Origin of the sequence: Yersinia sp. SCPM-O-B-9106 (C-191), from assembly GCF_026183365.1 — a bacterium.
GTDB lineage: Bacteria > Pseudomonadota > Gammaproteobacteria > Enterobacterales > Enterobacteriaceae > Yersinia > Yersinia rochesterensis.
Genome location: NZ_CP110791.1, coordinates 546,607 through 560,845 on the forward strand (window position 1 = coordinate 546,607; position 14,239 = coordinate 560,845).

Genomic DNA, 14,239 nt, shown 5'->3' on the forward strand with positions numbered 1-14,239 from the left:
GGATACATTGGCGGGTTTATTATTATGCGATTGCCAGCAATGAGTGCGGCTTCTTAATAGATTTTGTATTTTATTTGTTAATCTATAATTATTTGTTACATCCGAACTTATACGCTTATTTTGCATATAAATTCATATGTATCTTATGCAGTAAATGCTAACTAAATCACGTTATCAGGCTGTTTCTCGCCATAAATCCTTTTCTATGGGGGGATGTGCTGGGAATGTCTCTGCTAAAAGAGATAAGTATCGACACAGAGGGGCAATGATTGCCCCATCCGGAATAAAATTAACTGAATAGCGGTAGGTTACTGTCGGTAAAGGGAATTTTCACCTGTATAACCTGCTGTTGACGAGTTAATTTGATGGATAATATCTCGCCATTATTGTCCACTTGAACATCCAACAGTGGGTCGTGGTTATTCATATCAAATACGCAAGTGACCAGTGACTCGGGTTGATGATGACGCAAAACCAGATAACTGATATCACGCACCGACGGGTTTGCTGGTGCCAGCCCTTGGAATAGGGTGGCATCCGCAGCGAGCCAAAGTGATAATGGGTGTGCTGCTGCTGTTTGATAGTGGCACTGAATCACGCCATTGAGTGGTTGGGCGGTAACCTGATGTAAATATTGCATCGGCCCACTGTTACTGAAGGTGGTACTTTCCCCGACTGATTCCATTGCCATGCCGTCAATATGCAGTGTCCAGCTCCACTCTTGCTGATGTGGATTAATGATACTGCTGAGGTCAATAATGGCGTCATCCAGCCACAAAATACGGCGACGGAATTTTACATCGCGATAAGCTTCGCAATCCCATTGAACACGAGTATGGCTGTCTAACTCGGGCGCTTTTTTACGCCAATCTACCTCTGTATCCAACCAACTAAATTTTGCCGATTGATGCCAGTTATGAATCACTGGCACAGCGGGCGGCTGATTTGCCTGGTTAATACTAAGCGTATTGTGAGTGGCGCTATTTTTGTAGTAACCATAATGTAGCTGCGCGCCATAACCAGTGGTGCCTAAATCCGGCAGAATTTCTTGCCCTTGCTCAAACAGAATTAAATTTAGCCGATCATAATGATCGTGTTCACCTCCGTAAGGGCTGTGTTTTACCAACAAAGCACGACCAGACTGCGGTTGGCGCAAGATGGTCAGCCCGCAATCCGGTGCATGCAGTGTATCTGTTGGAATGACATCAATCATTTGTGGTGGTAATTCTTCAACGCCATACAGCAGAGCATCCAAATTTAGGCGCGGCTCATGGCGATAAATATGCTGTAGGGCGGCAGCATATTCATCATTACCATAGGTTTTAAAAGCAAACTCATACAAATGGGCATGATTGAGTTGCTCTTGACCCGCAGTACAATCATTGATGCGCGGGAATGTGCCATCGGGCATCAGCAGTTTTAAAGGGAAGCTGAGCATATCGCGGTAATAAGGCAACGCCAGCAGACTGTAGCGGCTACCGGCGGCCAGTTTTTCAAATGACCAGAAGCCTTGCAGCGCATAAAAGTGATAATGCACCGAGCCTTCAAACCATAATCCCTCATTGAACAACCCATGTTCTAGCTGATAACGCAGGCCATACTCGGCATTCACCGCAAACTCAATATAGTGTTCATCTTCGAGGATCAAGCCGATCACCGCGATAGCGCTGCTGATCTTCACTTCATGGTTATGCAACTGGCGGGTGCGGTGTTGCATTAAGAAATCCGCACCCTCCCGCAATAAACGCCCGGCGATACAATCGCGTTGTTCCTGACTGAGCGCATCGGCAATAAAGTCATAACCCAATGCAAAATCAAGCAGGCAATTGGCCTCACACAATGTCTGCGCATTGGCTTTGCCCGGCCCGTTGTACGGAATCCCCCCGTGAACTTCATAGTCAGGATAGTAGCGGGCGTAATTGATCAGAATATCCCGCACCTTTTCGAAGTAACGTATTTCTCCAGTGAGTTGCCACAGTAAACCGAGCTGATTACAAGCTTTGGCATTGAGGCCATTAAGCGCCCGCCACCAGGCGCCGTCATAGGGTTCTCCGCTAAACAGATGCGAGTCTATCGGGCACCGGTGTTGAGTCGGTGAATGGCGATCCCACTCCAACATCACACCGTGATCAGGGCAATAATAGTAATGGTTCCAGGTGGCGATACCGGTGGTCGGGACTTGTGTTTTTGAGTCCAAAATCACCTGATTACCCGCAATCAGCGTGGCAATAATATCCGGCTGCTGCACTGGATTTCCTTGATATTGCACTGTATTTTCCTGATGTAGCACAGCGCGCTGGCGGATTTTTGCCATCTGCCGATCCGTAAACTGCTTCATATCTGGTGTGTCCTCGCGGTGCTTATTTTTTTGTGTTCAATGGCTGTGTTATTGGGTAAAGCAGGATTTCAACGGCATCCGGATATTGGGCAATCAGGTATTGCGCTTTCTGTTGGAAATCAGTGTCAGCCGGGTAGGCGCGGGCGGCCGTTATCATATTGACCAAGGCTTTTTTATCTTGTACCCCGTCCAAGTCTTTGTACGGCCAAACCTGGTCGGTATTGATAAAGCCCGCGACATATTGATAGCCTTTTTTCAAACTGTGTTCATCAAGGCTAAAGTTCCAGATATCTTTATCGGCGACTTCACCCAGGCGGCCCAGCTTGTTGTAGGCTTCCAGATGGAAATTACTGTAATGCCATGGGCGGGTGCGTTCCAGTTCTGCATTTTGGCGGCCTTGCATATCAAAATGTGACGGAATTCGGCGCAGTTGCGTGATTTCTAAGCGTTTTTGTGCGGCGGCTTTTTGGTCGCTGAATAACGCAAAAGAGGCGGCTTGCATATCAAAATAGGTGCCGTGGTTATTATGCCAATTATCCTCTTCGAAACCATTTTGGCTGGTGGTCATCCATTGATAAAAATCTTTGTACCAAAGTTTGATCGCTTGATAGTCGGCGTCATTGAGGACATTTGCGGGCCTTATCAATTCCACCGCATCAATCACGTCTACCAGTGCCCGGCTATCTATCAAGCCAATACCTCGGCCTTCATTGATGCCTGGAATAGCTTGAGCATATTGTAGATTCGGGTTCATTCGGGTGTTAGGGTTGACGAACCAATTGACCAATAAATCGCGTGCTTTTTCGGCATACTCTGGCTTGCCGGTAAAGCTGTAAGCTAATGCCAGATAATAGACATCGGCACTGAAGCTGTTCATGCGTTTTTTATCAGTCGCGTCGCTATTGGCATCAGGATTCGTTTCGCCGTCTTTGCGTAAATAAGGCATGCCGTCTTTCTTACTTGGGTCCGGCCACCAATAAGGCGGGAAGCTGTAATAGTCATGTTTATCACCACTGGCGGCCAACAGACTTTTATCCATGACAGAGTAGAGCGGCGCTTTCAGGGCAATGTCTGCTTTAGCTATCAGATTTTTATAGGATTTCTCATATAGCGGATTGTTTTGTTTAATTTGGTCAATGCTATAGTTTATATCATCCATCTTTAATAATAATGGGTGGCTTTCTGCCGCGTAAATAAAGGGCGAGGAGCCAAGAAGAATAGCCAGTAATAGGTTATTTTTACCCAACATTTTCATCATACTTTCCTTATTTTTTATGATTTACATGATTAAAAATAAAGTGTCTTGGTTAATTTAATTAATTTATTCATTTTTAATGAATAGTTTTCCTTACCTTTCAAAAAACAAGGTTATTAAATTTATTGGTGCATTATCAATAAAGAGAACGCTGTTTCATTTCAGATGGATTTGAATTCTAGGGTAAAGTTTTAGGACTTTTGTGATCTAGATCGATATTATAAATCATCTGTGAATAAATGATTTAAATTGTGATTGGCATCAAATTAAATCTCTATTTTAGACATTTTTTAGGCAATTTAAATAATGACACGGTTTTTTTGTTTTTTTAAATGAAGATTATAACTTCATGTTTTTAAATGTTAATTTAACTTAATTGTTATTTTGTCTCATTTTTCAAGTGTGATCTTAAGCATAAATTTTAAAATGGAATTAAGTTTTGTTTTTTATGGTGTAGTTTTTTGTTTTCCTCTGAGTTCTAATGTTGTCGAGTGTTTCGTGATTTTATTCTGTTATTTAAACTTCTGGGTAAATTCATAAAAATTAGATTTCAACGAGGACGCTAAGATGAAGACAAAAATGATAATGTCAAAAGTAAAAATAAAATCTTTGCTGGTGTTAACTTATTTAGCCATGGGAGTTCCTTCTCTCCACGCAGCAGAGACATTACAGGTGTGGATACGCGCCAGTAATGATTCAAAAAATATTTATAAAGCAGAAGCTGAAACTTTTGAGAAGAAAACCGGCATCAAAATTGAATATTTCAATGCCACCACCGATTTTGAACAGCGCCTGGCAAGGGCTGCGGCCGGTAATGCTTTGCCGGACTTGATTTTCAACGATGCGGCGGCTATCGGGCAGTTTGTTCAGCTCGGTATTGTTGAGCCGATTGAACCGAAAAATATTATTGGCGGGTCAGATATCTTAGATACCGCTTGGGAGAGTGCCCAATATATTGATGGTAAATATTATGGCGTACCCACTTCAGCACAAACTTTTGCTTTGTTTATCCGTAAAGATTGGCGCGAAAAACTGGGGTTAGAGTTACCGAAAAGCTGGGAAGATATCAGCACTCTGGCCAAAGCCTTTACCTTTAATGACCCCGATGGTAATGGCAAAAATGATACTTACGGCTTTATTTTGCCTGCCTCCACCACCCGTGGTTACACCAGCTGGTTTATCAGCTCCTATCTGTGGCAAGCCGGTGGTGACTTCATTCGCCCGGCCGGTGAGGGCAAATTTAAAGGCTCACTGGAAGAACCCGCAGCAGTTGAAACACTGAGCTTCATTCGCGGCATGGTGTGTGACAAAACGGCACAGCCGGGCGCGATTAATGCCACCACCGCCGATGCCATCCCTTCTTTCCGCTCCGGTCAAAGCGGCATGTTCGTCACCGGCCCATACCATATTGCTCTATTTGATAAAGATCCTGGTAAAGATGCTTTTGAAGTGATCCCGCCGCCAAAAGGGCCAAAAGGGCAGGCAACACTGGCCGAAGGTACCACGGTATTTATGATGAAAAGTAGCGAGAAAAAAGAAGCTGCTCAGAAATTCATAGAATTCATGATTTCACCTGAAGGCCAACAAATCGGCATGGGCATGGGCAGCAACAATATGCCGGTCGTGCGCTTATCCATTAATAAACTGGTTGATACCAAAGCAGTTTATAACGACCCACGCTGGGCAATGTTTGCAGATTTGTACGCCGAACATGGCCGCTATATTCCGCAAGTACCTAACTGGACGCCAATTCGTCAGGTCACTGCTGAAGGTTTCAACCGCATCTTAGCCAACTGTGAAGGTGATATTCCTGCTGAATTAAAAGCAGTGAATCAGAAAGTGAATGATGAGTTGGCTAAACAGAATGTCTTAGGGCAGTGAGTAAATCATGATAACGCTAACCCCCCGACTAAAACGTAATCTGGTTCCGTGGCTGTTCTTGGCCCCGGCACTGGTCATCTTCACCTGGTTTAAATTCATCCCGATGCTACAAGGGTTGGTGATGAGTTTTTACAAGGTTAACTTTAACCAGCCAAATGAGTGGGTCGGGTTTGACAACTTTTCCCGCGCGATGGGTGATGAAGCACTGCATTCTGCGGTTTTCAACACCCTGTTATATGTGGTGGTCACCATGGTGGTGGCCGCTTTTATCGCTTTCTTCTTAGCGATGCTATTGGAAGGGCCAGCGCGGCATTTGCGTTTTATCCGTACTGCAATCTTCTTGCCAGCGGTGACCAGTGCAGCGATCGTCGCCGAAATGTGGCGAATTCTGTTTAACCCGACCAGCAACGGTGTCGTCAACCACATTTTGTCGTGGTTTAGCATTGAAGCGCAGGGTTTTCTGGCCGATACCGACCAAGCGCTGTGGACCGTGATGCTGCTGCATATCTGGAAAGCCGTGCCTTACAACATGGTTATCTTTATTGCGGGTCTGGTGGGGATTAGCCGTGATTTGTACGACGCCTCGAATGTGGACGGCGCTAACTGGTGGAACCGTCTGCGTTACGTCACTTTGCCGGGCATGATCCCCGCGCTTTCTGTGGTGCTGATGCTGTCATTTATCCGTGGTTTCCGGGTGTTTGCTGAAGTCTATGCCACCACAGGCGGCGGCCCGTCTAATGCGACAGAAATGATAATGACTCATATCTACAAGCTGGGCTTTGAACAGTTTGATTATGGTTATGCGTCAGCGGTGTCCTTCCTGTTATTCGCTTTCACTGTGGTGCTGACTATTTGTCATCTCACATTGAAAAAGCGTATAGCCCGTTACTAACCCGAGCCGGAGACTGGTAATGAAAAGTAAAAGTTGGAACAGTATCGGCCGCTGGGTAATTTATGGTCTGTTGCTGGTGGTTTTTGTCGGCCCATATTGGGGCATCATTGCCACCGCATTCAGCGGCACACCGGTAAAACCGGGGGAGCTGCTGGCCTGGCCCAATCAATTCTCGTGGGATAACTTTATCTTCGCCTGGATGGATATCGGCGTCTGGCAATACCTGCTGAACTCCATCGTCGTGGTGTTCTTCGGCACCATTTTACAGGTGTCGGTCAGTGCTCTGGCGGCCTATGCGCTAGCCCGTAAAAAGTTTGTCGGGGTCTCGCTGACCAGCTTGATTATTCTGTCGACCATGATGCTGCCGGAAGAAGTTATCGCCATCCCGCTGTATATGATAATCAACTGGCGGCTGCCGGTGATTGATGCCTCGCTGTACAACAGCTATCTAGGCATGATCCTGCCGGTCGTGGGTTGGGCTTTCTCTATCTTCGTGCTGACCGAGTTTATGGCGGCTATCCCGAAAGAGCTGGAAGAGGCGGCGCGCATTGATGGTGCCAGTGAATGGCAAATCTTCTTCCACGTCATCTTACCGCTGGTTAAACCGGCATTGGGCACGGTGGTGACTTTCGGCTTTATCATGATTTGGGACCAATACCTGTTGCCACTGATTGTGGTGAATCAGGACAGTTTGAACACTATTCCGGTGATCCTCGGCACATTACGCACTGACGAGACCATCACACCAAATATCTTTATTGCCATCACTCTGTTGGCGATGTTGCCAAGCATCATCGTGTATCTGGGTCTGCAAAAACATTTCAATCGCGGGATCATGTCTGGCGCGGTTAAAGGCTAGGGAGAAACAAAATGGGATCGGTTGTACTTAAAAATGTCTGTAAATCTTACGGTGACACCCATGTGATCCGCGATGTATCGCTGGAAATCCCTGACGGTGAGTTCTGCGTGTTAGTTGGCCCGAGCGGCTGCGGAAAATCCACCTTACTGCGCATGATCGCCGGGCTGGAGGAGATCTCCGGCGGCACGGTGGGCATCAATGATAAAGACGTCACTGACGTTGAACCCAAGATGCGCGACATTGCCATGGTATTCCAAAGTTATGCTCTGTATCCGCAAATGACGGTGCGCGAGAACATGGGTTTTGCGCTGAAAATGGCCAAAATGTCCAAAGCGGATATCAATAAAAAAGTGGAATCCACGGCGGAATTACTGGGCTTACAAGCTTTGTTGGAGCGGCTCCCGAAAGATTTGTCCGGTGGTCAGCGCCAGCGAGTTGCCATGGGCCGTGCCATCGTGCGTAACCCACAAGTGTTCTTGTTCGACGAACCCTTGTCGAACCTGGATGCCAAATTGCGTACTCAGGTGCGGGGCGAGATCCGCGAATTACATCAGCGGCTAAAAACCACGTCGGTGTATGTCACTCATGATCAGATTGAAGCTATGACTATGGGGCAGATGATCGTGGTGTTGCGCGATGGGCGCATTGAGCAAGTCGGCTCGCCACTGGATCTTTACGATCGTCCCGCCAATCTATTTGTCGCCGGCTTTATCGGATCGCCGGAGATCAATCAGTTGAAAGGCACCGTAGTGCTCAATACTGGAGATCAACAACAGGATGGAGAATTCCTGCTGCGGCTGGAAGACGGCTCTTTGCTGACATTGCCAGCCGGTTTGCAAGTGACTGATGGGCAAAATGTGGTGTATGCCATTCGTCCGGAGCAGGTCAATGTGGTGGATGAAACGCACCACGCCAGCGCACTGAAAGCAACCATTACCGCGATTGAAAATACCGGCTCGGATATGCAGCTATTTTGCAGCACTGGTGGGGGCCGCTTTACCTCGGTGTTCAAACAGCGTTTGGCGGTGAATGCAGGGGAGACCGTGTATTTGCAGCCTAAGCTGGCCGGTATCCACATTTTTGATGCCGCCACTGGCGTGCGGGTTGCCAGTCAGGCTGCATAAAGGAAGCAATGCCCATGACGCCAATGAAATTGTACACGCTCGATGTGGATTGCCTTGCCAAAGCGAAAGCGGTATTGCAGCAGCCATTTTCACCATTACAACCGGCATTGCGCCGGTTATTAAGTGAAGCCGATGCATTGCGCGATCAACCGCCGGAAAGTGTGACACACAAAACGCTACTGCCCGTCAGTGGCGACATTCACGATTATTACAGTTTTGGCACTTACTGGTGGCCGAATCCGCGTAAGCCCAATGGATTGCCTTATGTGCGTCGCGATGGACATACCAATCCACAGAGCCAGAATGACGATACCGACACGCAGCGCATTGAACGGATGTGTGACCGCTGCCTAACCCTCGGACTGGCTTACTATTTTACCGGAAATAGCCGCTATGCTCAGGTGGCGGCAGAGCAGATCCGTTGTTGGTTTTTAGATGCCAAAACCCGGATGAACCCGCACTTGAATTATGGTCAGGCCATCCCCGGCATTGTTTCTGGCCGTGGGACGGGGTTAATCGATACCCGGCTGATGTGGATGGTGATTGATACCATTGGGTTGATATTGCCCGCCAAGCTACTGGATACCGAGGATACCGCGGTGTTGCAGCAGTGGTTCCGTGACTTTAACCACTGGATGTTCCACAGCGAAGTGGGCCATTCGGAATATGTCTGGCACAACAACCACGGCACCTGGTATGACGTGCAGCGCGCGGCAAATGCGATGTTCTATGGCGATCGTGGGCTGGTTTCCACCATTATTCGCCAGGGGATAACCCAACGGCTGGCGGCACAAATAGCGCAAGACGGTAAGCAATGGATGGAACTGGAGCGCACCGTGCCTTTCCATTATTCCTTATTCAATATGGAGGCGCATTTGCTGCTGTGCCGCTACGGCGAGCATGTAGAAATAGGCCGCTGGGAGTGGGTGCAGGATGGCCGTAATGTGCAGCAAGGCATTGATTATTTACTGCCTTTTATTGCGGAACCCGAATTGTGGCCTTACCGCGATTTGCGCGGCATTGATTATGACAGCGCATTGCGGCTGTTATTACAGGCGGCTCGGGGCTATCCACAAGAGGCCAAACGCTATCAGGCGGTGCTCGCCACTTTGCCAGCAGACACCCTGACATCACGCGACCGTCTGATGTGGCAAAGCTAATAGAGGTAAAAGCTAATAGAGGCAAAAGTTAATCGAGCTAAAGTTGATGTACACTGAAAGCTGTTTTTAGCTGGAAAGTGATGTGAATATGAGTGACGTGAATAACCCTGATGACCTGATCTCCATTACCCGCTTCCTGCGCCAGCAACATGTCCTGACGCTGTGCGCTGGCAGCGGTATGGATATGTGGTGCGCCAACTGTTTTTATGTCTTTGATGAAGCCCAAATGGCGCTTTATCTGATGACAGAAAAACACACTCGCCACGGCGAGCTGATGCAGGTAAACCCGCAGGTTGTCGGAACCATTGCCACCCAACCGCGTACCGTGGCCTTGATAAAAGGCATTCAATATCGCGGCGAAATAACTGAATTAACGGGCGATGCCGAACACCTCGCCCGCCAGCGCTATTGCCGCCGTTTCCCGGTGGCTAAAGTCGCCTCCGCTCCCCTCTGGCAGCTCAATTTGCTGGAAATCAAGATGACCAATAATACCCTTGGTTTTGGCAAGAAATTGTATTGGAATACATGCCCTTAGTCCTTGAAGTTGCAGGGGTGTTAGCTACTCTCACTTACCCGAATCACTTACTTGAGTAAGCTCATCGGGATAAGTTCGTTTGCCGCCTACCTGCAAAACTCCAATGACTTTGGGCATAGTTTCTTCGCTATGTCTTGGTGTTTCTGGTATTTATTATTCATAACAATTGATTTGATGATTGTCTCCATGTTGGGTGGTGCTAGTGTTTTTATTGGGAGGTTAGATGGCGAAGGTACTATTACTGGGGGCAAGTGGTTTGGTAGGGGGCGAATTACTGCGCTTGCTACGTTTGGATGCCCGCGTGACATCTATTATTGCGCCAACTCGTAAGCCATTGGCTGCTATGAATAAACTGATTAATCCGCAAGGCGAGAATATCGGCGAGTTGCTAAAAACACTCAATGAGCCAGTGGATTTAGTTTTTTGCTGTCTGGGCACCACCCGTAAGCAAGCGGGCAGTCAGGCGGCGTTTCGGCAGGTGGATTATCGGCTGGTGCTGGCAGCGGGTGAAACCGGTTTGCGGCTTGGTGCGCGGCATTTCCTGCTAGTGAGCGCGATAGGGGCGAATCCAAATTCATGGCTGTTTTATAACCGCACCAAAGGTGAGGCTGAGCGGGATTTGCAAGCTCAGGGCTGGCCACAACTTACTTTCGCCCGGCCTTCCATGCTGGCGGGTCAGCGCACGGCACCACGATTAATGGAAAGTCTCAGCGCCCCGCTATTTGCCTTATTACCTGATAAATGGCGCTTAATTAAAGCCAAAGATGTGGCGCAAGCGCTGCTGGATCAAGCTTTTGCTCCGCCGAAAGAGGGCGTGACGGTTTTATCATCAGCTCAAATGCAACATCCCCTTCGTACTTGAAGCCGCAGGGGTGTTAGCTGCATTCACTCACCCGAATCACTTACTGGCGTAAGCTCATCGGAATTCGTTTACTGGCTGCCTACCTGCGATTCCAATGACTTTGGGGAGCAATTATTATAAGCTAATTATCTGATTATCTTGAGCAATAGTGATGCCGGCGGGCAGTGTGTTGTCGAGCGCCCAGACATCCAACTGGTGACTAATGTGGGTCAGTAAAGTGGCTTTGGGCTGCAATAACTCACTGATGGCGAGCGCCATTGTCACGTCATTATGATTACGTGGCGGTGGATTATTTTGTGAAAGATCCTGTGGCGGATGGCTGCAATCTTGCACCAGTAAATCAATGTTTTTACTGGTTAAAAATAGCGCGCTATCAGCCGGTAACCCAATGGTGTCTGTCAAATAGGCGATAATTTTGTTGGTGCTTTGCAGTAAATAGCCGAAGGTGATTTTTGAGTGATTTAAGGGCACTGGCGTGACCCGTAAATTGCCAAATTTAATCGGGTGAAATGCCCTTAATGGCGGCTGAAAAGCCAGTATTCCTGGGTGCTTATACAGATCGTCACAGCCGTCAGGATCCGCAGGGCCATAGACCGGGATCGCATTTGCGCACCCCCAACGTAACGGAAATAACCCCTGAACATGATCCATGTGGTAATGTGTAAGCAAAAAACGCTGAATTTCCCCCGCAGCAAACTGCTGATCCAGTGTCGGCAACCCCGCATCAATCAAGGTCGTTTCCCCCTGATAACGCAACATTGCACTGCAAGATTTACGGCGTAGCGCGGGCTGCACTCTGGCTTTGGCGCAAATCACACACTCACAGCCAAACACCGGCACCTGTTGGGCGCATCCGGTTCCTAACAATGTCAGTTCCATGATTGACTCTCTTTGGTGTGTTCTGATGACGAGCCGATTGCCAGTAATTGCTGCAATTGCCCCAGTGTGTGGTACAGCTCGCCGTCATTGCAAAGTTGCAAGCAGTTAACTGGCAGTTGTTGCTGATAATGTTGCGCCCGCTGTAAACGCGCCTCGATTTGCTCACTGTTTTCACGGCCACGTTGCTGTAAACGCTGGGCTAAAATAGCGGGCGAAACGGTCAGACACAGCGGCAGTAATTGGTGGTGATAGCGCCGTAGGGCCTCAGGTAAATAAGCGCGGGAGCCATTCACCACCACATCCAGCCCGCGTTGCAGCCAGATATCAATCTCAATTCCCACCCCATAATGATGCTGATGTGCTTGCCAACACAGCGCAAATAATCCCTGTTCGGCGCGCAATAAAAACTCCTGCTCACTCAGCGCAATATGATTTTCAGCGCCCGCGTGGGCCTCGCGGGTAATATAGCGGTGCGCTACCATCATATTGACGGGCATTGCTGCCCGTAGTGCGGACAGCAGGCAATCCTTACCGGCACCGGAAGCGCCCATTAGATAGATTAAGCGCGCCATCAAAACACCTGTATTCCTTGCCGCCAGACATTTTGCACGTAAACATGTTGACCCTGCGGGCCATCATGGGTGCGAGCTAAGATCAAATCCGCGCGTTTTCCCTCGGCAATGACACCGCGATCCTCCAGCCCCAAGGCCCTGGCCGGGTTACGTGTCACCAGATTGACCGCTTGCGGCAAAGTGAAGCTGTTGGTCGAGTCCTGCGCGATACGGAATGCCGCATCCAGCAAGCTGGCGGGGTAATAATCGGAAGATAAAATATCCAATACGCCCAGTGTCGCCAGTTGGTGCGCCGCCACATTGCCGGAATGGGAGCCACCGCGCACAATATTGGGCGCACCCATCAAAACTTGTAACCCATGTTGGTGCGAAGCCCTGGCCGCCACTTCGGTGGTGGGAAATTCGGCAATGACGCTGCCCAATTGTTGTGATTCCGCCACATGTTCGGCAGTGGCATCGTCATGGCTGGCTAGTGCAATGCCCCGTTGGCGGCAGTGAGCGGCAATGGCCTGCCGGTTTTGCCCTGACCAGCGGGCTGAAAGGCTGATTTGCTCTTCTTCAAATTCTGCCATTTGCGAGTCATTAAGATGATATTTCCCCTGATAATATTCACGGTACTTAGCCCGTGAAGCAAACTGGCGCTGGCCCGGCGAGTGATCCATCAAAGAAACCAATGAAAGCTCTGGCTGCATCATCAGTTCTTCAAACAGTGGCAAGGTGCTGTCATGGGGTAATTCACAACGTAAATGAATCCGGTGTTCAGCTCGATTCAATCCCGCCCGCTGACTCTCAACCACCGCATTAATCATTTTTTGCAGATTATCCAGCCGATGACCGCCATCCCGTACATCGCCGACAGCCACGGCATCCAACACCGTGGTGATGCCGCTGGCCACCATCAGCGCATCGTGGCTGCTCATTGCTGAATGCGCGGGCCAATCCACATTGGGGCGCGGGGTGAAAAACTTGTCGAGATTATCAGTATGCAGCTCGATCAATCCCGGCAATAACCAGCTATTTTGTCCATCAAGAGCCGCTGAAAGTTGTGTCGGGCGATCACTGAAACTGCGGATCACACCCCGCTGGATTTCCAGTGATCCGCTGACCACCTGATCCTCGAGAATAAGATTAATGTTATTGAGGATCATAATGAGATCTCCGTGCTGACATTAGAGGGCGGTGGGGTCATGGTCAGTAGGCGGTCACTGACATGATTTCGCACGTTTTCATCGTGGAAAATCCCGACAATCGCCGCTCCGCGCTGTTTAGCTTCATCAATCAGGCTAACCACTGCCGCGCTATTGGTGCTGTCCAGTGAGGCGGTCGGCTCATCCAGCAGTAAAATAGGGTAATCGACGATAAAACCACGGGCGATATTGACCCGCTGTTGTTCGCCGCCGGAAAAGGTGGAGGGGGCCAAATCCCACAATCTCGGCGGCACATTGAGGCGGGTTAGCAAGTCTTGCGCCCGCTGTTGGCAGATTTGCCGGTCAATCCCTAGCTCCAGCAAGGGCTGCATCACTACATTTAATGCACTGATCCGCGGGATCACCCGCAAAAATTGGCTGACCCAACCCACAGTATGGCGGCGCACGGCCATAATCTGCCGAGCTTCGGCGCTCACCATATCCAGCCATTCACCCTGATGTTTCACCCAGATATGGCCGCTGTCGGGTAAATAATTGGCATATAAGGAGCGCAGTAAGGTCGATTTTCCGCTGCCGGAATGGCCGTGTAGCACGACACATTCTCCACTGCTGACTTCCAGCGAAGTTTGATGTAGCACCGGCAGACGAATGCCGTGCTGGTGGTGTAACACAAAGGTTTTACTGAGATTTTCAACTTTGAGTTGCAGGGGAGTCATGGGCAGTTGCAGGGAGTT

13 protein-coding genes are annotated in these 14,239 nt (G+C 48.9%); 7 read left to right on the forward strand and 6 right to left on the reverse strand.

The annotated features are described in order from the left end of the window. Nucleotides 1–289 precede the first annotated feature (289 nt). Both OP863_RS02485 and OP863_RS02490 read right to left on the reverse strand, forming a co-directional pair. Nucleotides 290–2,338, reverse strand: a complete 2,049-nt coding sequence (locus tag OP863_RS02485; RefSeq protein WP_145588788.1) for a heparinase II/III domain-containing protein — start codon at nucleotides 2,336–2,338, stop codon at nucleotides 290–292. A 22-nt stretch (nucleotides 2,339–2,360) separates the two neighbouring features. Next, nucleotides 2,361–3,593 (reverse strand): alginate lyase family protein, encoded by a 1,233-nt coding sequence (locus OP863_RS02490; protein ID WP_186368342.1) that lies wholly within the window; start codon nucleotides 3,591–3,593, stop codon nucleotides 2,361–2,363. 567 nt (nucleotides 3,594–4,160) lie between these two features. Here OP863_RS02490 and OP863_RS02495 point away from each other — a divergent pair. The 7 genes from OP863_RS02495 (at nucleotide 4,161) to OP863_RS02525 (ending at nucleotide 10,906) form a co-directional block, all read left to right on the forward strand. Continuing rightward, complete coding sequence (locus OP863_RS02495) at nucleotides 4,161–5,474, forward strand: ABC transporter substrate-binding protein (RefSeq protein ID WP_038636758.1); 1,314 nt, start codon at nucleotides 4,161–4,163, stop codon at nucleotides 5,472–5,474. A gap of 7 nt (nucleotides 5,475–5,481) precedes the next feature. Then, a complete protein-coding gene (locus tag OP863_RS02500; RefSeq protein ID WP_005156239.1) occupies nucleotides 5,482–6,366 on the forward strand; it encodes a carbohydrate ABC transporter permease in 885 nt (294 codons plus the stop codon). Nucleotides 6,367–6,385: 19 nt separating this feature from the next. Further along, nucleotides 6,386–7,225, forward strand: coding sequence for a carbohydrate ABC transporter permease (locus tag OP863_RS02505; protein ID WP_265525843.1), 840 nt, complete (start codon nucleotides 6,386–6,388; stop codon nucleotides 7,223–7,225). Nucleotides 7,226–7,236: 11 nt separating this feature from the next. Next, entirely contained in the window at nucleotides 7,237–8,349 is a 1,113-nt protein-coding gene (locus tag OP863_RS02510) for an ABC transporter ATP-binding protein (protein WP_145588243.1), read from the forward strand. A 14-nt stretch (nucleotides 8,350–8,363) separates the two neighbouring features. Further along, nucleotides 8,364–9,509 (forward strand): alginate lyase family protein, encoded by a 1,146-nt coding sequence (locus OP863_RS02515; RefSeq protein ID WP_038636747.1) that lies wholly within the window; start codon nucleotides 8,364–8,366, stop codon nucleotides 9,507–9,509. An 88-nt stretch (nucleotides 9,510–9,597) separates the two neighbouring features. After that, nucleotides 9,598–10,044, forward strand: a complete 447-nt coding sequence (locus tag OP863_RS02520) for a YhbP family protein (RefSeq protein ID WP_186368343.1) — start codon at nucleotides 9,598–9,600, stop codon at nucleotides 10,042–10,044. Between the two features lie 223 nt (nucleotides 10,045–10,267). Further along, nucleotides 10,268–10,906, forward strand: coding sequence for an NAD(P)H-binding protein (locus OP863_RS02525; protein ID WP_050291552.1), 639 nt, complete (start codon nucleotides 10,268–10,270; stop codon nucleotides 10,904–10,906). Nucleotides 10,907–11,020: 114 nt separating this feature from the next. Here OP863_RS02525 and phnP read toward each other — a convergent pair whose 3' ends face one another. The 4 genes from phnP to phnL are packed head-to-tail and all read right to left on the reverse strand — an operon-like array spanning nucleotide 11,021 to nucleotide 14,221. Then, entirely contained in the window at nucleotides 11,021–11,785 is a 765-nt protein-coding gene (phnP, locus tag OP863_RS02530; protein WP_265525844.1) for a phosphonate metabolism protein PhnP, read from the reverse strand. Further along, on the reverse strand, nucleotides 11,776–12,357 hold the full coding sequence (phnN, locus tag OP863_RS02535) for a ribose 1,5-bisphosphokinase (protein ID WP_145591774.1): 582 nt from the start codon (nucleotides 12,355–12,357) through the stop codon (nucleotides 11,776–11,778). The genes phnP and phnN overlap by 10 nt, the downstream gene beginning before the upstream one ends. After that, complete coding sequence (phnM, locus tag OP863_RS02540; protein WP_145591775.1) at nucleotides 12,357–13,505, reverse strand: alpha-D-ribose 1-methylphosphonate 5-triphosphate diphosphatase; 1,149 nt, start codon at nucleotides 13,503–13,505, stop codon at nucleotides 12,357–12,359. Before phnM ends, phnN begins: the two co-directional genes overlap by 1 nt. After that, nucleotides 13,502–14,221: a phosphonate C-P lyase system protein PhnL gene (gene phnL, locus OP863_RS02545; RefSeq protein ID WP_322740186.1), complete on the reverse strand. Its 720-nt coding sequence runs from the start codon at nucleotides 14,219–14,221 to the stop codon at nucleotides 13,502–13,504. The genes phnM and phnL overlap by 4 nt, the downstream gene beginning before the upstream one ends. Nucleotides 14,222–14,239 lie beyond the last annotated feature (18 nt).